Origin of the sequence: Flavobacterium frigidum (genome assembly GCF_048286735.1) — a bacterium.
GTDB lineage: Bacteria > Bacteroidota > Bacteroidia > Flavobacteriales > Flavobacteriaceae > Flavobacterium.
Genome location: NZ_JBLVPU010000019.1, coordinates 66,635 through 89,070, shown reverse-complemented (window position 1 = coordinate 89,070; position 22,436 = coordinate 66,635). Strand labels below are relative to the sequence as shown.

Annotated in this window: 6 protein-coding genes and 1 pseudogene; all 7 read left to right on the top strand. The window is 37.6% G+C overall.

Going from position 1 to position 22,436, the window contains the following annotated elements:
- Nucleotides 1-1,644: pseudogene (locus ACNQGO_RS12000) on the top strand (PorP/SprF family type IX secretion system membrane protein); the annotation flags it as partial.
- Nucleotides 1,645-1,861: 217 nt separating this feature from the next.
- Nucleotides 1,862-15,988 (top strand): T9SS type B sorting domain-containing protein, encoded by a 14,127-nt coding sequence (locus tag ACNQGO_RS11995; protein WP_417985384.1) that lies wholly within the window; start codon nt 1,862-1,864, stop codon nt 15,986-15,988.
- Between the two features lie 41 nt (nt 15,989-16,029).
- Complete coding sequence (locus ACNQGO_RS11990; protein ID WP_417946425.1) at nt 16,030-17,004, top strand: PorP/SprF family type IX secretion system membrane protein; 975 nt, start codon at nt 16,030-16,032, stop codon at nt 17,002-17,004.
- Between the two features lie 347 nt (nt 17,005-17,351).
- Entirely contained in the window at nt 17,352-18,539 is a 1,188-nt protein-coding gene (locus ACNQGO_RS11985) for a phosphoglycerate kinase (protein ID WP_417985383.1), read from the top strand.
- A 301-nt stretch (nt 18,540-18,840) separates the two neighbouring features.
- Nucleotides 18,841-20,901 (top strand): LysM peptidoglycan-binding domain-containing protein, encoded by a 2,061-nt coding sequence (locus ACNQGO_RS11980; RefSeq protein ID WP_417985382.1) that lies wholly within the window; start codon nt 18,841-18,843, stop codon nt 20,899-20,901.
- Between the two features lie 120 nt (nt 20,902-21,021).
- Complete coding sequence (locus ACNQGO_RS11975; protein WP_417985381.1) at nt 21,022-21,927, top strand: DUF4837 family protein; 906 nt, start codon at nt 21,022-21,024, stop codon at nt 21,925-21,927.
- Nucleotides 21,928-21,972: 45 nt separating this feature from the next.
- A complete protein-coding gene (locus tag ACNQGO_RS11970) occupies nt 21,973-22,419 on the top strand; it encodes a GNAT family N-acetyltransferase (protein WP_417985380.1) in 447 nt (148 codons plus the stop codon).
- Nucleotides 22,420-22,436: the final 17 nt, after the last annotated feature.

Here is a 22,436-nt window from a genome sequence, read left to right as displayed (position 1 = left end):
AAAGCCAAAGCAGACGCTGATGCGAAACTAGCTTCAGATGCAAAAGTTAAAGCCGATGCCGACGCTAAAGCTAAACTGGCTGCAGATGCGAAAGCAAAAGCTGATTCAGAAGCTAAAGCCAAAGCAGACGCTGATGCGAAACTAGCTTCAGATGCAAAAGTTAAAGCCGATGCCGACGCTAAAGCTAAACTGGCTGCAGATGCGAAAGCAAAAGCTGATTCAGAAGCTAAAGCCAAAGCAGATGCTGATGCTCAAGCGAAACTAGCTGCAGATGCAAAAGCAAAAGCAAAATCCGATGCCGACGCTAAAGCTAAACTGGCTGCAGATGCAAAAGCAAAAGCTGATGCAGAAGCAAAAGCCAAAGCAGACGCTGATGCGAAACTAGCTGCAGATGCAAAAGTTAAAGCCGATGCCGACGCTAAAGCTAAACTAGCTGTAGATGCAAAAGCAAAAGCAGACACTGATGCGAAAGCTAAATTGGAAGCTGACGCTAAAGCAAAAGCAGACACTGATGCGAAAGCTAAATTGGAAGCTGACGCTAAAGCGAAACTAGCTGCAGACGCGAAAGCAAAAGCTGATGCCGACGCCAAAGCTAAATTAGAAGCTGACGCCAAAGCAAAACTAGCTTCAGATGCGAAAGCAAAAGCTGATTCAGAAGCAAAAGCCAAAGCAGACGCTGATGCGAAACTAGCTGCAGATGCTAAAGCAAAACTTGATGCAGAAGCGAAAGCTAAAGCGGAAGCCGATGCTTTATTGCTAGCCAGTACCAGAGTGAAAGATGAAAATGCAAAAACGATGGATAATGTAGCGAACGCATTAGAGAAAGATAGAAGAACACAGCAACAATTACTGACTCAATTAAATGAAAAAGTAAGTCAAAAACAAAAGGAGTTAAAAGAATTGAAAGATGAAAATGATTTAAATGACCAAGGAATAGCAAGTGCGCCAAAAGAATATAAAAGCATCTCGGCTGAAGCCAGTGCCTTGGAATCTTTAAAATCAGAAATTCAAATAATCAATGCAAATCAAAATCAATTATTGACTACCTTTAAGAATTTATATGAGGAGCGTACTAAGAAAGTTCCAAACCTAAATGATTCGCTTACACAAAGTTATTTGAAAACAATAAATGAGTTGAAAGCAGAGCAAGCTAAAGCAGAACTTTCTAATACCAATTTGCTAGCAGCTTTAGAAAAAATCAATGTAGAGACTCAAATAGAGAAGAAACGTAGAATAAAACGTGCTAATTTTGAAAATGAAGATACCCGTTATTTAAAAGATCAAGAAACATTAAAACGAATAAAAACAACAACATTTACTAGTACAGTAAAAGCCAAACCAGAAGATTTTGATTTTGGTAACGAGCAGGTGAACATGCAAATTATTAAGAACATTAAAAATGTTGAAACTGGATATTATATTGTTCTTGCTGTTCATGCTGATGTAGCAAAAAGAGATACTTTCGTTACTAAAACAGTGTCGACTGGAGAGAAAAATGTTAATTTTTTCTATGATGTAAAATCAACAAATTATTACATTTACACAGAGAAATTTGATAATTTACAACAAGCAACAACAAGTCTTGAATCTCGTGGCACAAAACCGTATAATGGTAAAATGGTCATTATTAAAGTAGAAAATTAATTATATATTTTTACCAGAAATGGATAAAAACAACATTCATATCATCTAAAAAAATAAATGCTTTCCAACCTAAATTCAAAAAAACATTCCCCAAAAATGGGTTTTTGAATTTAAGTTGGTTGTAGGCATTATAAACATAGCTCCAATGAAAATAGAAAACTACCTACTCAATATTATTTTATTCTTATTTCGAAGCGTTAACATACCCTTCAAAAAAATGGATAATACTTTGCTACCTGTGCTAGTTCTAAACGATTGCAGGATTAAGAAACGCAATCTAATAAAATTTGGTTTTTTTATTGGAATAATCATGTTCCAAATGACTTCTTATGGTCAAAACATTGTACCCTTTACGAAAAGATATAATCAGCAGATTAAAGGAGACATGTTGGTTATTGGAAACAATACCTTAGGAAAAAGCAATGCTCCTTTAAATGACAATAGTGTAAACGAGAATACCGTGATGCAATTTATTGACATTGATACGGATACAAATACCTTTTCTTCAAGTAGTGCCACACTAGCTGTTCCTCCAGCAACCACTTGTTTCAGGATTGCTTATGCTGGGTTGTATTGGGGAGCTCTAATTAAAGGTTCTGATAGTAGAGCCACTATTACTAATGTAAAATTGAAATTGCCGGGTAGTACGACGTACACACCCATTACAGGAATACCAATTTATGATACACCGGCAGCTAATGCTATTGTACCAGATGCAAACCGTCCTTATGCCTGTTATGCAGATGTAACCGCTTTACTATCTACTTTAACCAATCCTCAAGGAGTTTATACTGTGGCCGATGTAAGCTCCAGTTTAGGTTCAAATGGTACAACAGGTTTAGCTGCAGGATGGACTCTAGTTGTGGTGTATGAAGATCCAACTACAACTACAAAATCAATTACAACTTTTGATGGATTTAGTGCTCTTTTTGATGCTGGTCAACTTGATATACCTGTTTCAGGATTTATAACACCACCATCAGGACTGGTTAATATAAAATTTGGATTTGCCACTTTGAATGGCGATAAAACTTCAAAAAATAAATTTGAAGTAGGTAATGGAGGATCAAATGGTACCTCAATAATAACTACTGAACGACCATCATTAAACTTTTTTAACAGTTCGATAACTGATCAGAACGGATACCTTGCAGGGAGAACCCCCAATAGTACCAATACTCTAGGGTATGATACAGGAATAGTAGAGGAGAAAAATGCTACCAAAATTGGGAATAATGCGACTAACGCAGTTATCAGTTTACAAGTACCAAGAGGGCAAGCTAATACGCTTTTTAGTTTTTTTAATTCATTTTTGATCAATGTAGTGGCGCCAGACATTTCATTGACTAAAGTTGTAGAGGATGCTGCAGGAAAAGATGTTGGTAATACAACAGTAAACTTAGGTCAAGATTTATATTATAAAATTGATTTCCAAAACATTGGAAATGATCAGATCACGGCATTTACTTTAGAGGATGTACTACCAAATAATGTCATTTTTAATTTTCCTGCAGATGTTACTTCCTTGCCACTTGGCATGACACTATCAAATGTTACCTATAATGCCGCTACCAGAAGATTAGTATTTACTATTCCGGATGGTATTGTAAAAATTGGTGACCCCATCAACACCATTCGTTTGCATGTAAAAGTAATATCCGATTATAATCAATTGAGTACTGCATGTTCTAATGAAATCAAGAACCAAGCATTTGCTAATTATAGAGGTATTGTAAACGCTACTCCTGTTGTAGGTGAAGGAAGCTTTGCATCTGTAAGTTGTAATTTTGGTTCCCCAACTTCAACTAATTTTTTAGTTGATATCAATGGTCGAACTTTTAAAAGAACTCAAGTTTTGTGTGGTGCAACAGCAATCCTTTCGGCATCAAATGGATACAATTCTTATTCCTGGTCCACAAGCCCTACTGGAACTCCTGTTATAAGTACGAGTCAAACCTATACTGCATCTTCAACCGGAATCTATTATGTTAGTTCCACTTCTACAACTGGATGTACTTCTATCAAAGAAGAAATTAATTTAATTCCTTTTGGAAACACAATTACGAATCCTGTTTCACCATATGCAGATGTAGTACCGAAATGTCCTAATAATGGAAAGGACTTGCCTAATATTTTTCTTTGTGGAGCAACTGCAACGCGACTGATCTCAACTAATATTACCGATGCATCTTCAATAGAGTGGCAAAAACTAAATGAAGCCACTTGTCCGTCTACGGCTATTGCTAATTGTGCCAATGAAAATTTTGCCGATTCGTGTTGGAATACTATAGCAACAGGTCAAAATTACTCAGCAGATACGGCAGGACAATTTAGAGTGGTATTAAAATATTCAGGAGGTTGCCAAAGTATCTTTTATTTTAATGTTTATAAAAATACGCTAAACCCAACCGTAGATCCCAATGATATTATTTGCACTACCAAAGGTACTATAACAGTTGGTGGTGTTCCGTCTGGATATGAGTATAGTCTGGATAAGGTTACATATCAAGCCTCTAATATTTTTACCATAAACACTGCTGGTACCTATACTGTATACATCAGACAAGTAGGTGTAACTACCAATCCTTGTATTTTTGAACTAAAAAATATACCAATCAGATTAAGAAATTTTACTGTTCAAAAAATTCGAACACAACCGCTTTGTAACGGTAATTTAGGGGCGATTAGATTAGTAGCCGATGATGTTCGTTCTCAATATTATTTCAGCATCAGTAAGGGAGGAACACCAGTTAATAGTGTGGGTCCTATTTTAACAAATGAAGCTACTTTTTCAAATTTAGCAGCAGGAACTTATGCCTACGAAGTACGAACTGACGATGGCTGTATCGAAAAAGGAAGTATTGATATAATTGATCCAGCTAAATTAACAGCTACATCGGCATTGACAAAACCATTAACTTGTGCTAATGGGGAAATAACTGTTTATCCTGTGGGTGGAACGCCACCTTATAAATATTTTGTAAATAGTACTACAGTTTCTCAAACAGTACCTCAAATTGTGGTGTCCAAGCCATTGCCAGCAGGAGGTGTTTACAACATTACTGTGGTTGATGCGAACAATTGCTCTACTGCAACTTCTATTACAGTATCCGAAATTCCTAAACCCGTATATACCGTAACTCAAACAGATGTAAAATGTTATGGAGATAAAGTAGGGGTAATTAATTTTAATGTGACTAATGCTAATGGTTACACATTAGCGTATAGCATCGATAATGGTACTACTTACTTACCTACTGCTACTTTTTCAGATCTTGCAGCAGGAACTTATAATACCATTTTAAAATATTCATTAAATGGTGTTGATTGTTTTGATACTATGAAAATCATCACTATCGCCCAACCATTAGAGGCCGTAACAGCGTCTGCTGGAGTTTCTGAATTAGCCGGTTGTGGGCCATCTGGCGAAGGTAGAGTGCGTATTACTAACCCGCAAGGAGGAGTGGCACCGTATGAATTTAGTTTTGACAATCAAGCTAGTTGGACTACAGTAAATAATGCTTTAAAATTACCAGGCACTTACATATTGTATGTACGAGACATTAACAAATGTATTTTTCAAGCTTCGGTAACGGTAGATCCTGAACCTGCTTCCCCTATAATAAATGTAGACACACCAGTAGATTTTAATTGTGATGGTACAGCAACAAGTACCGTAACAATTAACAATCCGGGTGGCGTAACCTATACATATGATTACTATATGGATGGTATAAAAAACACCAATACCCCAAGTAATGTATTTTTGAATGTGTTGCCTGGAACTCATAAGGTTACTGTAGAGTATAAATTAAATTCTGTTACTACTTTTAGTAATTTATTATTTGAAGATTTTGGAAAAGGCGGATATACCACTACCCCTGGAATTAATCCAGCCTATTGTTTTGAAGATGAGACAACACCACATCCTGTAGGATTTCCTTGTGGTAATTTCAATGATTACCAAATAAATGACGGTAAATATGCCGTTGCTAGTTCAATAAAAACCACTTTTGGTGTTTGGATCAAAGCCATAGATCATACTTTACCAACTGATCCTTTGGGTAGATTTTTATGTGTAAATGTAGGTGGAACAGCAGGTGTAGGTGGCGTTTTATACAGTAAAGCCATCAAAAATGTGATTCCTAATCAAGATGTAAAAGTGTCTATCTGGGCCGAGAATTTAATTAAAAAGACATCTCCTGGTCTAGGTGACCCCGATTTAACGATTCAGTTATGGAAAGATTACGGATTGCCTACAGCGGTGCAAATTGGTGTAAGTGTTAATACAGGTAAAATACCGAAAAGTGAAAAATGGGAGAATTATGTACTAAGTATCAATCCTGGTAACAATACAGATTTAACATTCTTGGTGCGATCTAACAGTACTGTAATAAGTGGTAATGACGTTCTTATTGATGACATAAACGTGTTCCAACTTCCTAAATCGTGTATCACTACTAAAGATTTTACAGTTATAGTTCCTACAGGAAAAGCTTTTACAGCACAAATTACAGGATCTAAAAATGTTACCTGCTTTGGTTTAACTAATGGCGAAATCACCATAGCTGCTCAAAACTTTGATGCATCAAAAGGTTTCGAATATTCTAAAGACAATGGCGCAAATTGGGTAACCACAACTACTTCTCCAGTAACATTAACTGGTTTAGCAGCGGCAACCTATGCTGTTCTTGTACGACCAAATTCAACTTCTGCAGCTGGTTGTACCAAAACGTTTTCACAACCTATCACAGCACCTACTGCCGTTACCTCGTCAGCCTCTATTATATTGCAAGCTACTTGTAGTACGGGAGCGACTATTCGCGCCGTGGGCGGCGGAGGGACACCAGCGTACCAATATGAATTGCGTGCGGCAAACGGAACAACTGTAGTTACCGCTTTCAATAACAACAGAGATTTTACTAATGTACCAGCAGGTGATTACACCGTATTTGTGCGAGATGCTAACGGCTGTACCAATCCAACAGGAATTGCAATAACGGTAAACGCTCCGCCATCGGTAACTGCAACACTAGATGCTTCAACAGATTATTGCTATACGGCAGCAAATCCAGCGACTCTGGTTGTCAATGTAAGTGGCGGTGTAGGACCTTTTACCTATCAATTAGACAGTAACAGTGCTGAAAGTTCAGCATTGACTACCCTTTCATTTCCTAATGTTACTCCAGGAACGCACACTATTCTTGTGACCGATAGCAACAATTGTACTTCGACTATTAAGGATATCGTTATTGCACCTGCAGTAGCATTCAACCTATCTTTATTGCAAGACTTAACCTGTTTAGTAGACGCCTCTATTGGGAACCCAATAATTACTGGTGGTTATGGCACTCCATATACGTATACGGTTTCGTACGATTCTGAGACAGCAACAGCAGTGACCACATTCCCATATACTGCTACACTTCCTGGAACCTATGTATTTACCGTATCTGATGCTAAAGGATGTCCTGCTACCAGCAACACGATCACTGTAACACCAAAAACAACTCCTGCGCACACAACCGTAAAAACCGATATTACGTGCAACGGGCTCGATAACGGAACCATTACCGTAACTCCTTCTGGTGGTTTTACAAGTGCTTACAATTATGTATTAACTGGCCCTATACCTACAGTAACTCAAACAACCAATCAATTTACAAATTTACCAGCTGGTGATTATACGATAAAAATAACAGATAGTAAAGGATGTCCATCTACACCTACTACAGTAACCATTGCAAACCCTACAGCCATAGCGGCTAATGCTACGGCAACTGCTTTTAGTTGCAATAGCACGACCAATGCTAAACAATCGGCTACTATAACTGTTGTTCCTACTGGAGGAACAGGAGCATACACGTATAGCTATAACAATGGCGGATCTTATGGACCAAGTAGCACACTGACGGTAAATGATAATGGACTTACACAAACCTTCCAAATTATTGTAAAGGATGCGAATGGTTGTTTATCACCCGTTCAAACGATTATATTGGTACCGTTAAATAAACCAACCGATTTAACTTTTAGTAATGCCGCAATAACGTGTTCAGCTACCACAACAACGGTAGATGTCACCGCTACCAATGGAGTAGGTGCTTTAACGTTTTTAATTACAGGAACTACCTCTGGAACAAATCCATCATTTTTTACACCAGCTACTACATCGGGAGCGACAGCTACTTTCCCAAATTTATTGCCAGGAAATTATACCTTTAAAGTAACCGATGCCAATGGTTGTTATTATTCAGAATCTTACACAATAGATCCAGTAACACCTATCGCTGTTACAGCAGTAAAACTGACAGATGTTGCTTGTTTTGGAAATAATACAGGTTCGGCACGATTTACAGTAACTGGATTTAGTTCTTCAGGTAATTACATAATAAACGTTACATCAGTACCAGCAAGTTTGCCATTTACATTGAGCCCAACAGGTGATGTACGCACACTTACGAATCTAGTAGCGGGTACGTATACATTTAATGTAACAGATAATACAACAGGTTGCACTGATAGTAAATCAATAACCATTAATCAACCAACAGCTGGAGTATCTATCACTTCTGCAACAGCAACAGCAGTGTTTTGTAGTAATGATAATTCGCAAATAACAATAACTGCAACTGGCGGAACACCAAGTTATGGCTATGCAGCTGTGCCAAATACCACCGCGGCTCCTACTACTTTTGGAACATCCAATATAGTTACAGTAAATACTACAGGAGGAACGATTTTATCTTGGGACGTTTACGTTAGGGATGCCAATGGTTGTGTGACTCCGGTACCTACAACAGTAAATATTACTAATAACGGTACACCTACAGTAAGTGCAACAGTTACTAACCAGTGTGTAGGAACAGGAAGCGGATTTACAATAGTAGCTACAGCAACAAGTGGTTTAGCGCCTTATACGTATACCATAAGTACTGGTGTAGCACCAACTGGAGCATTGTTAGATACCTTTACGGTAGCTCCAGGAACGTATACTGTAACTGCTAAAGATGCCAATGGTTGTCCAGCGACAACATCAGTAACGGTGAATCAAAGATTGACTGCTGTTGCTGCTGTGACTAAAGATATTACGTGTGCAGCAGCACCAGAAGCTACTATTAGAGTAACTATTTCTGGAGGATTAGCCCCTTTTACCTATAGAGTAAAAATTGGCACTGGTACCTATGGTTCGCCAACAACTTTTGTGGGTACTTCATTTACTTATACTGCCGCTGGAATAACTGGCTCAACTTACGAATTTGAAATTACTGATGCTAATGGTACACCATCCTGTACAGCAATAACTAATGTAGTAACTACAACTACACCAGTACCAGTTACGGCTACGGAAACAATAACTAACTTAACTTGTTTTAACTCAGGAAATGGTGCGGTAACAATAAATCCTACTGCGGGCGTTGCTCCATTTGAATATAGTTTTAATGGTTCAGCTTTTTCATCATTATCTACATATTCTAATTTAGCTGCTTCAACAGGGCTTGGATATCCTTATGTTGTAAGAGATAGCAAAGGTTGTTTGTTCAATGGTTTTGCAATTGTGAATCAGCCTAACGAAATTTTGTTTACTGTTTCAAAAGTAGACATGAGTTGTAATCTATCAATTATTCTTGGTTCAGTTACAGTTAATCCAATTACAAATGGTGTTGGTCCTTTTAGTTATCTGTTAAGAAACCTTACAACAGGTGCGGTATTAAATCACCCAGATCCTACTGGGGCCAGCTTTACATTTGATAATTTAAGTTTTGGTAATTATGAAATAATTATAACAGATTCTCAAGGTTGCTCAAATACCCGTACTGCACAAGTACTTGCTCCACCAGATGATTTAGTTATAGATTTATTAACTACATCTGACTGTACAAATGGAGCAACTATAATTGTGAGTGTTAATCCTATAGTTGTACCTCCTTCACCAGATTATGAATTTGGTATTTATGATTTGGCTACAGTGCCATTTAGTACTAGTTTGTTACCTCCTGATGGACCTACATCGCCTGCGAACATGCGAAGAACTTTTACAAACCTTACTCCAGGTGTAGTGTATTCATTTGTTGTTAGGGATAATATAACAGGTTGTTATTATTTTGAAACAGCATCAGGTCCTGTACCTCCAACAACTTTATTAACATCTAATCCTATTGTTGCAAACAATGTTACTTGTACAGGAACTGCTACTGGTAGCGTAACCTTTACAATTGATAATTATGACGCAACTACTGTAAATTGGGAAATCTACACAAATCAAACTAATACACCTACAGGAATTTCTGGATCAATTACGACTCCTGCTCCAACAACTGTTACATCGGCAGTAGGTTTAATACCTGGAACTTATTATATTAAGTTTATCGAAGTAGGTGGTTCATACGCAGGTTGTACTAGTGCATCTTCTATTTTTACAATAACAGAATCTCCAGTTCTTTTGGATTTAAATGTTACTGCTACTAAAAACGATAATTGTATTATTAATGCTGGTGAAATAGTTGCTATTGCAAATGGTGGAAAAACACCTTATAGTTTTATTTTAAATACTTCAAGTACTGCGCCAGCGGCTAACAATCCTTTATGGAATTCACCTAGTACATTTAATGTAGAATCTGGTAGTTATTATGTTTGGGTTAAGGATAATAGTGGTTGTATAATTGGAGAGCCTGTATCTGTTTTACTAGATCCTTCACCAGTTATTGCTTTAAAAATAGTGAATAAATGTGTAGCGCAAGGAGCTTTTGAAATAGAAGTTACTGAAACCACTGCAGGAACAGGAGCGTATAGCATCAGTGTTGATGGCAGTACTTTTACAAGTATATCAGGTTTACCGCGTATCGTTTCGGGATTAAACTCAGGATCACACACTATAATTATAAAAGACGCTAATGGTTGTATAGATTCGGAAACTATTAACATTGATGAACCATTAATAGCAACCCCTGCTATTACTGCATTACCTACATGTGCCAACAATAATGGTGTAATTACCATGACAGGGTTTGGTGGTCCTGTTGCGGGCACCTATACGTATACGATTTCGCCAACCTTTCCGAGTGTTGTAATAAATAACGCAACAGGTGTTATTACAGGATTACCAGCAGGAACGTACACGGTAACAATGACCGATACTGCCTCGCCAGTAAACTGTAGCACTACAGCAGAGGTAACATTGTCAGCGGCAATTCCAGTAACTTTTACAACAGCTACTACTCCAGCCCTTTGTGAAGGAGATAGCAACGGAAGTATTACAGTTACATTATTAGCAGGAAATACAAATCCTAGTTATACCTATGAGATTATTTCGCCAATAATAGTTCCAGCTCAATCTTCAAATATATTCACAGGTTTATTACCAGATGCGTATACTGTTAGAGTAAATTCTGGAAGAGGTTGTAGTACTGATGCTATAAATGTAGTTGTTGCCGATGCAACACCATTGTCTTCAAATGTTAAAGTAGATCCAAATAAATCATGTAGTACCACAACATTGATTACAGTAACTGGAATAGGAGGAACTGGATCAGGCTACACTTATAACTTTAATGGTTTAGGATACACAACAGACAATACCTTCACAGTAAATAATATAAAAATTGCAACCACCGTAAATTATACTGTAAAAGATGCTAATGGTTGCGAAACGACTTCACAATCAGTTCCTACCCCTGAATTATTGCCACCTACTGATTTACTTTTTGATATCAAAATAGCCCCCACCTGTCCTGCTCCTACAGCAACGGTAGAAGTACAGGCTACAAGTGGTTATGGAGCACTAAACTTTACTATTATAGCCATCGATGGAGTCCTTACAACAACCTATCCTACGCAAACGGCAGCAGGTAAAGGTGTTCCAACTAATTTTGCAGGATTGCCACCTGGCGATTATATGTTTCAAGTAACGGATGCGAATGGTTGTTCGTACCAAAAATTACAGACTGTTTCTAGTGTAATAAACATAACGGCAGCAGCAAAAGCAACGACTGATGTAACTTGTTTTGGTTTTGCTAATGGTACTGCTACATTCGACATTGCTAATTTTAAAGGGACGTACAGGTATACTTTTGATGGCGGTACCGCAGTTACAGGTGCAAATAGTGCGCAATTAACTTTCAGTGGTTTAACACCAACTACACATACGCTTGTAGTAACTGATCAAATTACAGGTTGTTCCAGTACGGTAAACGTTACTATAAATCAGCCTGCTGTAGCACTTGACTTTAACAGCACGGCAACAAATACGTATTGCACTACGGATACGGCAACTATTACAGTTGTGGCATCAGGTGGAACCTTAAATTATAAATATGCTGCAGTGATTGCAGGTTCAACACCGCTAGCAACTGATTACGGATCTAGTAATACACTTGTGGTAGATACTAATGGAGGCGCCAATGTGGTTTGGGATGTTTACGTAATGGATGCTAAGGGTTGTTCAATTAACAAACCTCAAACAATTGCATTAGACGCGAGTCCAGTCGTTACATCAGCAGTAGCCACGCAGTGTCCGAGTCCTACAGGAACGTATACCATTACAGTAACAGCTTCGGGCTTTAGTTCAGCGCTGGAATACAGTGCGGGTGGAGGTAATTTCCAAACTGGAAATGTAATTACAGTCAATGCGGCAGGAAACTATCCTATTACTGTACGCGATGCAAATGGATGTATCTCAGCAGCAACTGTTGTTTCTATAATGGATCCTTTGATTTTAACACCAGTGGTGACCAAACCAGTATCTTGTTCTAAAGGCGACGGACAAATATCCGTAAGTGCTTCAGGTGGTTCAACAAATTATGAGTACAATATTGATGGAGGTTCTTTTGCATTAGTAACAGCGTTTAGCAACGTTGCTTCAGGAAACCATACTATCGGTGTTCGTGACACGACGACTTCATGTGAGGTATTTGTAGATGTAAACTTGCAAGCGGCTACAGATATTACGGGATTTGCTTTGGCTAAAACCGATGTAACGTGCAGTGGCGGAAGCGATGGAACAATTACGGCGACTTTAGCCACACCTGCACCAGGCATAAACGATAATCCAGTGTACAGGTACACGCTAAACGGAATAACAGTAGGCGGAGTAGCAGTAAGCAGACTGTCTCAAGACTCACAATTATTTAGTGGTTTAGCCGCTGGAACCTATACTGTAGTGGTTACTTCAAGTAGAGCATGTACAGCTACTCAAACTATAGATGTACTCGAGCCAGGAGTACTTGTTGTGCCTGCGCCAACAATTGTACAATTTGGTTGTACATCTGGTAACACAGGAAACCTCGCTACGATAACAGTGACAGGAGTTATGGGTGGTACCACTCCATATTTGAATTATGAGTTTATCAAAGTAGTAGGTACTACAAATACACAAGTACAGTTTAGCGCTAGTAATGTGTACACAGAAGGAAATCTTCTAGGAGGTTCATACCTTGTGAACGTATACGACAGTAAAGGTTGTGTAGGCACTACGACTGCGCCTATTACAATTGCACCGTATGTTGCGCTCGACAAAGTAAATGTGAAAGTAGATCAAGCAATAACGTGTTCTAATCTAGAAAATATCACCGTTACAGCAACTACGGTTGGTGGGCCAGCACCTAATCTAGAATATACGCTCGTAGATATCAATGCCACTACCAATACAACGGGTACTTTTTATCCAAGTCAAACCAATAAAACGGGTGTATTTACGAATCTACCAGTTGCTGATTATTTAATCACGGTGAGAAACTTAGATACCAATTGTGAAATACAAGGAGTGCACTATGTAAATGAACCAAATACATTTGATCTTGTTGTAAACGCGACGACAGATATAACGTGTTTGAATGATACTAATGGAACTGCAACTATAACCTTTGTGGATCGATTGATTACAACGACACCACCAAACGGAGATGATGCAGGTGCATTTACGTATACTTTACAAGATGCTTTGGGTAACCCTGTTCCGGGAGGAAGTTCCGTTAATGCTGGACCAATTACTATTACAGGTTTAGCTGCAGGAACCTACACTATAACTGCTAAGTTGTCTCAATCACCAAATTGTGAAGTAACTAAAAACTTTACAATAGGAGCACCAAGTGCAGCGCTTGACATCACCGAAACCCATACAGAAATCACTTGCATAGCAGGTAATAATGATGGTTCGATTTCAGTAAGTGCAACAGGAGGATGGTCTGGTGGCTATGTGTTTGAAGTGCTTAAAGATGGTGCGCCATTTAGCGCTTACAGCGACGTGACCAATTATACGAACTTAACTGCAGGAGTATATACGCTTAATGTAAAAGACAGCAAAGGATGTAGAGATACGGCAACCGTTACTTTAGTAAATCCGACTCCAATAAGCATTACAGCCACACCAGCAACGCAACTGCTAACGTGTTTTGGAGATAAAACAGCAAGCATACAGGCGACTGGAGTAAGTGGTGGTCAAGGTACCAATTACTTATATACTTTAAATTATGTATCGTTTACACCAGCTTTTTCCTCTGGACCACAAGCGTCAGGTACATTTAGTGGATTAGGAGCAGGAAGCTATTCGATTACAGTTACAGATGGTTGGGGTTGTAGTGCTACATCAGCAACGGTAGTTGTAAATGGACCTACAGAGGTCAAAGCTGATTTGGTGTTGTCGCGTTCACAAACGTGTTTGACATCAAGCCAATTGACACTAACCGCAGCAGGAGGAACACCACCTTACACCTACAGTGCTGATTATACAACCTATTCAACAACTCCATTTGCAAGTTCCATTTCTATTAATGTTCCAGTAGGTACATACCATTATTTCGTTAAAGATTTTAATGGATGTGTGTCAAAGGTTTCAAATGACATCGAGATCCTGCCTTTAGAGAAATTAGTAGTCAATGTAGATTTAACCAATGCCAAAATTTTCTGCAGAGGAGATTTCACAGGGGTAATTGTAGCCAAGGCTACAGGAGGCCTTGGAAATTACAATTATACTTTATTAAATGGTTCTGGAGTAGTTATTGTCCCTACACCTGAGCAAATTACCCCAGGTCGTTTTACAAAGTTAGGGGTAGGTTTCTATCAGGTACGAGTAGTTAGTGGCGATTGTAATGAAGTTTCTGCTGTTATTGAAATTAAAGAGCCTCTACTAGGAGTTACCTATACCGTAAATAAAACAGACGTAACTTGTAATGGTCAAAACAACGGTAGAATTGATGTTTCGGGTACTGGTGGAACTGGTAAAATAATGTATTCAATATCAGATCGTTCTGACCAGTTTTTTGATGATGGTATTTTTGAGAATTTGGCGCCAGGAAGTTATAAAGTCATTATTCAAGATGAAAACGGTTGTTATGAACCTTTTAATTTTAAAATTGATGAACCACCGTTGTTATTCGGTACGCTGCAGCCAAATTCATTAATGCCAGAAATATGTGCGGGTGACAAAGATGGAGCTTTTAGTATTACGGTTGCTGGCGGTGTTAATCCGTATAGCGTAAGTCTAGATGCAATCAAAGGGATTTATACACAAGGTGTAGCGGGTCAAACGGATTTTGATTTCACCAATCTTTCAGGTGGTGCGCATAAAGTGTACATTAAAGATGCGAGTAACTGTACATCAGAATTGGAAGTAATCATGCCAAATGCGGTTGTAATCAACCCAACGGCTGTTGCTACGTATGACTGTGTAAACAATACACAAGCAAACCGAGTAGTTGTTTCTTATGATGCAAGCAATGATCCAGCAGACTTAGATTTTGCTTTGGACGGATTAGGGAATTACCAAGCGAGTAATACGTTCGATAATGTAGTGCCAGGTCAGCATTTTATTACTGTGAGACATACAAATGGGTGTATTCAACGTACGCAAAATATTACTGTTGATCAAGTAGATCCATTAGTGCTAGTTATTGCTGACGGAGATTTAAATCAAATTAAAGCAACTGCTACCGGTGGATCAGGAGTATATGAGTACAGTTTTAATGGAGAAGATTTCACCTCTCAAAGTACCTACGCCTACTACCAATCAGCAAATTATAGCGTAATTGTTAGAGATAAAAACGGTTGTACAGCTAATGCGAAGCGTGATTTCACATATATTGACATCTGTATTCCGAATTACTTTACTCCAAACGGTGATGGTAATTTAGACGACTGGGCTCCAGGATGTACGAACAATTATCCAGATCTATCCTTCTCAATTTTTGATCGTTATGGACGTTTAATTGCCAAATACAGAATCGGTCAAAAATGGAATGGTAAGTACAAAGGCGAGGAATTACCTTCGGGAGATTATTGGTATACATTAAAATTGAACAATAATAAAGACGATCGTGAGTTTGTAGGTCACTTTACTTTGTATAGATAACTAAAACGATAAATTGATGTTGTCTGCTAAAAAATAGTATCATGAAAAAAACATTTATATCTTTTTTACTATTGACTGTAACGCTTTCGTCGTCCAGTCAGGAGTTAAATTTGCCCGTTTTTACGCAGTATCTTGCTGACAATCCCTTTGTTCTGTCACCAGCCTATGCGGGAATTGGAGACAACTTTAGGGTTAGAATCAATGGTTTAACGCAATGGGTAGGGATAAAAGACGCCCCGGATAACCAATCTCTTTATGCTGATTTTAGGATCGCAGATCGATCGGGTGTGGGGATTTCAATTTACAATGATAAAAATGGGTACACGAGACAAACAGGTGCCAAAGTTTCCTTTGCACACCATATTATTTTAGATTATTACTCCAAGCAGTACTTGTCTTTTGGAATTTCGTATAATTACAACAATTTTAAAATTGATATAGATGAGTTTAACCCGGATTTTGAAAATCCAGTTTTAGACCCAAGCATCACCGACAATCGGTTTACGTCTAACAATAACTTTGATGTAAGTTTACTATACCGTAATAAAGGTTTTTACGCTGCTTTTAACGCCAGTAATCTATTAGACAAGAATACCGATAAGTTTTCAGGAATTGAGCCCGTATTGCTTCGAAATTATCAAGTGTATAGTGGGATGGTCATTAAAGGAGCCACAAACCAAGAGGAGTTTGAACCGAGCGTCTATTTTCAATATTTTGCCAGTGATAAAAGGTCAAGTACCGATGTTAACTTTAAATACAGAAGGTTTAACAACTATGACGATTATTATTGGATAGGGGCTTCGTATCGTTTCTTGAATGACCAGCCGGGAAAACCACTTAATTTGGGTCCAATGCTAGGATTTCAAAAGTCTAAATTTTATTTTGGATACTCCTATCAACTAACGTTTAATGAACTATCCTCCTTCAATTCTGGAACGCATATGATTACGTTAGGATTTGACTTTTTACAAGGTATAAGCGACTGTCCATGTACGCAAGGTCCTGTTCACGATTAAAGCACAATTTTGTTAAATACTAAATCCGACTTCGTAAAAGAGTCGGATTTTTTTGTGATTTGTGTTCAGTGTTAAGAATTTCATCTGCGCTCGATTTGGAAATAGTAAAATGTGATCGAATTTACATATACACTTGAATTTCGTCTTACAATACTTGATTATAAATGTAGCATTTCTATTATGCTCCAAAGCCTTGTTGATTGTTTTTAACGTGTCGTTTAATCCAATAAAAAATTACAACGTTTTCGTGGCTAAAAAACGATTCAATCGTTTATTGAGGTATTCATTGCTACTCTAAAAGTTCTATATTTGTTACTCTTTGATGAAAATTAACTAAAAACATACTGATGAAAACTTTAAATGATTTCGATTTCAAAAATAAAAAAGCAATTATCCGCGTTGATTTTAATGTTCCTTTGGATGAAAATTTCAACGTAACTGATGCGACTCGTATCGAAGCTGCAAAACCTACAATTGATGCGATACTGAAACAAGGTGGAAGTGTAATTTTGATGTCACATTTAGGCAGACCAAAAGGAGTTGACGCACAATTTTCATTAAAACACATCCTGAATACAACTGCCGAAGTCTTGGGCGTTCCGGTTCAATTTACATCTAACTGTATAGGTGCAGAGGCTAAAGAGGCGGCTGACAAACTGCAAGCAGGCGAAGTTTTGCTTTTAGAAAACTTGCGTTTCCATAGTGAAGAGGAAGCAGGAGATGTGGCTTTCGCCAAAGAATTAGCGTCACTTGGGGATATTTATGTAAATGATGCTTTTGGTACCGCACACAGAGCACACGCTTCAACAACGATTATTGCACAATTTTTTCCAACAGCAAAATGTTTTGGATTGTTGTTAGCCAAAGAAATAGAAAGTTTAAACAAAGTATTGAAAAACAGTGAAAAACCAGTAACTGCCGTTTTGGGTGGGTCTAAGGTTTCGTCTAAAATTACGGTTATTGAGAACATTTTAGACAAAGTAGACCACATGATTATTGGCGGCGGGATGACCTTTACTTTTGTAAAAGCATTAGGCGGTAAAATAGGGAATTCTATTTGTGAAGATGACAAACAGGAGTTGGCCCTGGAAATTTTAAGATTGGCCAAAGAAAAAGGCGTCCAAATTCACATCCCAGTTGATGTAATTGCAGCAGATAGTTTTTCGAGTACAGCCCATACACAAACCGTAGATGTCAATGAAATTCCAGATGGTTGGCAAGGTCTGGACGCAGGTCCAAAATCATTGGAGCAGTTCCAAAAAGTAATTATGGATTCTAAAACAATCTTGTGGAACGGACCATTAGGCGTGTTTGAAATGGAGAATTTTGCACATGGAACTATTGCTCTAGGAAATTTTATTGCAGAATCAACTGCAAACGGAGCATTCTCACTGGTGGGAGGCGGAGATTCTGTGGCAGCAGTAAAACAGTTTGGACTTGAAGATAAAATGAGCTACGTATCTACGGGTGGTGGTGCCATGCTGGAAATGCTGGAAGGGCGCACTTTACCGGGAATTGCTGCTATTTTAGATTAATTAGAGCAAAGACTAAAATTTAATTGATTCATAGCGTGACAAGATTACGTTATACTGTACAGGAAACCTTGGTGATACAAAATGTCATCGAGGTTTTTTTTATATAGTTTAGTCATTTATTTATATAATTCACTGATTTTTTTATAAAGGTTTTACTGTAAAAATTGTATAGAATTGTTTCAAAACAAGGCTAAAACTGCATTTTTAACACTTTTTAACTAAATTTTTACAATAAACCTGCTAAGTTTGTAAAGAACACGCTTTGTAATCATTTGAAATATAGGTCTTTGATCGTAAAAATATGAATATAAAAAACACCACAGTATCGTTGTTTCTGTTAGCATCGGTACATTTATTTTCGCAAGAAACAGTTGTAAATAAAGAGTTTACTAAAATAGAAACAAAACAATCCTATTTAGATTCCATTAAGAATTCCTTTGTAAAAAGCGCTGTAGCTTCCCGAGTAGACAGTTTGTGGATGAAGGAGTTAACGAATCTTGATTTGTATAATAATCTTAGTGCGGATATTAAAACCATTAATATCGATCAAACAGTAGATTATGAGTTGCCTACAGCGCTTTTGAAAGAGCGATTAGCGGCTATGGATGCCAAATCCCCTTTTAATATTGAGTACAATACAGGACTTGAGAACATCATCAAATCTTTCTTAAAGTATCGAAAAAAGTCATTTGAACGGTTAATGGGTACTTCAGAATATTATTTTCCAATTTTTGAAGAGGCTTTGGCCAAGCAAAATGTCCCTTTAGAAATAAAATATTTGGCGATTGTAGAATCCGCTTTAAATCCTAAAGCAGTATCAAAAATGGGTGCAACAGGATTGTGGCAATTTATGTATCAAACAGGAAAACAATATGGATTAAAAATCGATTCTTATATTGATGAACGAAGCGACCCATTGCGAGCGAGTGATGCAGCGGCGCAGTACATGACCAATATGTATAAAATGTTTGGCGATTGGGATTTGGTTTTGGCGTCCTATAATTCTGGTCCAGGCAATGTAACCAAAGCCATCAGACGTTCGGGTGGGCAGCAAAATTATTGGAACATCAGAAAAAATCTTCCGAGAGAAACGCAAGGATATGTCCCCGCTTTTCTGGCAACGATGTACATTTACGAGTACCACAAGGAACACGGAATTGTCCCAAATAGAGCCGTAGTAAAACATTTTGCCACGGATACAATTGCAATCAAACAACAAATGACCTTTAAGCAAATAGCTGATTTATTGGATGTTCCAGTGGCACAATTGCAGATTTTGAATCCGTCCTACAAGCTCAACGTGATTCCGTTTTACCAAAATGAAAACCATTATTTGAGATTACCTCAAGAAAAAATCGCTGTTTTTGTATCTAATGAAGCTCAAATATATGCCTACGTTCAACATGAATTGGACAAACGCGAGAGATCTTTTGAAATGCAAAAAGCATTGGTAGTAAAGGACACAGTTAATGCGACTGTAGTGGTAAGTAAAGTTTCTGAATTTAAGTATTACAAAGTAAAAAAGGGAGATAATTTAAAAAGCATCGCTGCAAAATATAATGTTGCTGTTTCCGATTTAAAACATTGGAATAAGTTAACTAGTAGTAGTCTGGCATCTGGTAAGAGTTTAAAAATAGTCATGGGTACGGATGCAAGTAGTGCTCCTAAAGATACTAGAGGTGCATTGGCTTTAAGCGATAAAAAAGGAAGCAATCAAAAAGGTGACACGGATGAAATAAAAGGCAACAAAGAGAATGAAATTAAGAAAGGTGCAGCAGCAGGACCAATTGTCACTAATGCATCGCAACTGTACGTAGTGCAAAAAGGAGACAACTTAAGCATGATTGCTAAGAAATATGAGGTTACAGTTGCCGATATTCAAGAGTGGAATCACCTTTCTAGTAATAATGTTCAAGTAGGAGCTACGTTGCAAGTTGCCAAAAATGAGTTGAACCGTAAAGCAGAATTAACAGTAGTCCCAGATCGTAAAGACATTGAATATATTGTTTTACAAGGCGACAATCTTGGAACTATCGGGAAGAAATTCGGAGCTTCTATAACGGATTTAAAACAATGGAATAATCTACCAGACAATAGCATAGGCGTGGGAGCCACTTTGATTGTTGCCAAAGACGAGATTGTCATTAATACGAACAAAGCAACGGTTAGTTCATTTAAGAAAAAAGCAAACAACGGATTGCCATCCAAAAAAGAAGCACTTGATTATTATGTAAAAAAAGGAGACTCTTTGTATAGCATATCACAAAAATATCCGGGAGTAACGATTGCTGATCTAAAAAAATGGAACGGTATTCGCGGAGAAGATATCAAGCCCGGAATGAAGTTAAAAATAAACGGATAATACAATTAACTTCTATAAATTTGGGTTTTATTTTATAATTGAATCACAATGTATAAAGCCTATTTTTTATTTCCTTTCCTTTCCTTGCTGTTTTTTTCCTGTAAAAATGACAAGGAATCCATGCCGCGAAAAACAGCTGGGAAAATCAATACGATTTCGGTTATTATTGAGGATCAATTATGGAATGCAGATGTTGGTGACAGCATTAGAAATAAGTTTGCTTCCCCAGTCATAGGTTTGCCACAAGAAGAACCCCTGTTTAACATCAACCAATATCCAGTGAAATTATTGGAGGGTTTTATGACGGACACTCGAGCAATAATTGTAGTTAAGAAAGGCGAATTAAACAAATTTAAGATTGTCAAAGATCAATACGCTTCACCTCAGAATGTGTTTCATATTTCGGGAAAAACAAGTGTAGATATAATTGCTAGCCTTGAGAAGCATGCTCCTCACATGATTCAGCTTATTAAGGAAGCAGAAATTGCCGAAAGTCAAAAAATTAATGGGTTATCTCACATTAATCCGACTGTTATTTCAAATAAATTCCACATCAATTTACAAGTGCCTTCTGGTTACGCCTATGTGCTTCAAAAAAGCAATTTTATGTGGTTGAAAAAAGAGATTATTGGAGGCAACACCAGTCTTTTAATTTATCAAGTGCCTTTGAGTGCGATAAAGAAAGACAAAGATGTTATTAGCAATATCATAAGGATACGCGATTCTATTGGGAAATTATACATTACAGGAACCGAACCCAATACGAATATGATCACCGAAGAAGCGTATGCGCCGTATCTTTCTAAGATTACTTTTGATGCAAAAGAAACCTTTGAAACGAAAGGAACTTGGGAATTAAACAATGATTTCATGTCGGGTCCTTTTATTAATTATGCCATAATCGATACGCAATACAATCGCATTTTAGTTTTAGAAGGTTTTTGTTATGCCCCTTCTAAGGAAAAGCGGGATCTCATGCACGAGCTCGAATCGATTATTAAATCTGTTGAAGTACAAAAAAAATAGTATTTAATTTCATTTCTTTGTAGTCTAAAAAAACAAAAAAGGACGATGGTACATTGGAAAATCAAAGCGTTTGAAGCACTTACGGTTCACGAACTATATGATGTATTGCAATTAAGAAGTGAGATCTTTGTAGTAGAACAAAATTGCGTTTATCTTGATCTTGACGGAAAAGACAAAGTTGCCTTGCACCTCATAGGTGAGTTTGAGGGAGAAATTGTAGCACATTCTAGATTGTTTCAACCCGGAATAAGTTTTGATTACGCATCGATTGGGAGAGTTACCGTTTCGCCTAAATACCGCGATCGAAAATGGGGACATGAATTAATGCGGGAATCAATAGCTGGAATTGCGTTGCATTTTGGCGAAAGCAACATCACTATTGGAGCACAATTGTACCTCAAAAAATTCTATGAAAGCCACGGATTTGTGCAAACAAGCAAAATGTATTTAGAAGATGATATTCCGCATATTGAAATGAAAAGAACCAAATAAATTTGCACACTCTATAA

Coding starts and splice junctions, on each gene's coding strand:
- ACNQGO_RS11995 (WP_417985384.1), top strand. CDS start 1,862: ATGGATAATACTTTGCTACCTGTGCTAGTTCTAAACGATTGCAGGATT.
- ACNQGO_RS11990 (WP_417946425.1), top strand. CDS start 16,030: ATGAAAAAAACATTTATATCTTTTTTACTATTGACTGTAACGCTTTCG.
- ACNQGO_RS11985 (WP_417985383.1), top strand. CDS start 17,352: ATGAAAACTTTAAATGATTTCGATTTCAAAAATAAAAAAGCAATTATC.
- ACNQGO_RS11980 (WP_417985382.1), top strand. CDS start 18,841: ATGAATATAAAAAACACCACAGTATCGTTGTTTCTGTTAGCATCGGTA.
- ACNQGO_RS11975 (WP_417985381.1), top strand. CDS start 21,022: ATGCCGCGAAAAACAGCTGGGAAAATCAATACGATTTCGGTTATTATT.
- ACNQGO_RS11970 (WP_417985380.1), top strand. CDS start 21,973: ATGGTACATTGGAAAATCAAAGCGTTTGAAGCACTTACGGTTCACGAA.